Annotated in this window: 1 pseudogene; it reads right to left on the reverse strand. The window is 63.3% G+C overall.

Annotation, left to right across the window (positions count from 1 at the left end):
* A pseudogene (locus tag DEQ92_RS22400) lies at window positions 1-332 on the reverse strand (protein kinase family protein); the annotation flags it as partial.
* Window positions 333-469: the final 137 nt, after the last annotated feature.

Genomic DNA, 469 nt, shown 5'->3' on the forward strand with positions numbered 1-469 from the left:
AGGCCGATGTCACGCATCCGCCGCGTCGCTTCGAGTTCGTGTTGTGCCATCTCGACCGGCGTCGCGAAGTGCTCGAAGAACCCCTCGGTACCCGACGAGAAGGCACCCAGATTTCGCCCGGTGGTAAAGAGCGCATGGACGATCGAGTTCTGCCGCGAGATGACCTTTACGAACCACTGGTCGTCGACGACCATCGGCGTCGAGAGCCAGTTGTCGGCGTCGAGAAACCGCACGTGGACCTCCTCACGATCGTAGCGATCGCGGATTTCGCGGGCGACGGCCTCCAGTCGAGACCACTCGATACGCCCGCGAAGGAGGCGCCGGAGTTCCATATGCTTCCAGTCGGTCTCCGGGCGTATATAAAGTCGCCTTCGCGTCACGCGGCGGACACCCCGCCGGACATATCGTGAGCGGACGGCGGTCCGGTCGGGCGTATCAGTAGCGCACAGTGGTCTGCTGGACGTGCTCA

The organism is Haloferax sp. Atlit-6N (genome assembly GCF_003383195.1).
GTDB lineage: Archaea > Halobacteriota > Halobacteria > Halobacteriales > Haloferacaceae > Haloferax > Haloferax gibbonsii.